Source organism: Burkholderia sp. ZZQ-2 (assembly GCF_050768715.1).
Classification (GTDB): domain Bacteria; phylum Pseudomonadota; class Gammaproteobacteria; order Burkholderiales; family Burkholderiaceae; genus Burkholderia; species Burkholderia cepacia.
In genome coordinates this window covers 1-294 of record NZ_LDVA01000140.1, presented here as the reverse complement: position 1 = coordinate 294, position 294 = coordinate 1, and the positions used below count along the sequence as shown (strand labels likewise).

The window sequence follows — 294 nt, the reverse complement described above, 5'->3', positions numbered from 1 at the left end:
GCCGTCATCTACGGCCACGGCACTGAGCCGGTGCACGTCGCGCTGCCGGGCCACCAGGTCTCGCTCATCATCCGTCGCGCCAACGCTCTTCTCGAGCTCGACATCGAGGGCAAGAGCCAGCTCGCCCTCGTCAAGGACGTCCAGCGCGACCCGGTGCACCAGATCATCGAGCACATCGACCTGCTCGTCGTGAAGAAGGGCGAGAAGGTCGCCATCGACGTCCCGATCGTCGTGACGGGCGAGTCCGCTGCGGGCACCATCGTCAACCTCGACGCGACCACGCTGTCGATCGAG

Annotated in this window: 1 protein-coding gene; it reads left to right on the top strand. The window is 66.3% G+C overall.

Features of this window, described 5'->3' with window-relative positions:
- The coding region (locus tag ABY44_RS08445) for a 50S ribosomal protein L25 (RefSeq protein WP_431641104.1) at positions 1-294 on the top strand (294 nt) is incomplete at both ends.